A 289-nucleotide genomic window follows, 5' to 3' on the forward strand; every position below is an offset into this window, starting at 1 on the left:
GGCCTGGGCGAGGGCGGCCGCGTCGTTGACGCCGTCGCCGACCATGGCGACGACCTTGCCCTCGGCCTGGAGGCGCTTGACGGTGTCGACCTTGTCCTGCGGCATGACCTCGGCGATCACGTGGTGCGGCTCGATGCCGACCTCGGCGGCGACGGCCTGGGCCACCGCCCGGTTGTCGCCGGTGAGCAGCACCGGGGTCAGGCCCAGGCGGCGCAGTTCGGCGATGGCCTCGGCGCTGGTGGGCTTCACCGCGTCGGCGACCTCGAGGACGGCCCGGGCCTCGCCGTCC

At 75.1% G+C, this 289-nt stretch carries 1 protein-coding gene; it reads right to left on the reverse strand.

What is annotated here, in order from left to right:
* The coding region (locus IH61_RS42310) for an HAD-IC family P-type ATPase (protein ID WP_037974234.1) at nt 1-289 on the reverse strand (289 nt) is incomplete at both ends.

Source organism: Streptomyces sp. NRRL WC-3742 (assembly GCF_000720635.1).
GTDB lineage: Bacteria > Actinomycetota > Actinomycetes > Streptomycetales > Streptomycetaceae > Kitasatospora.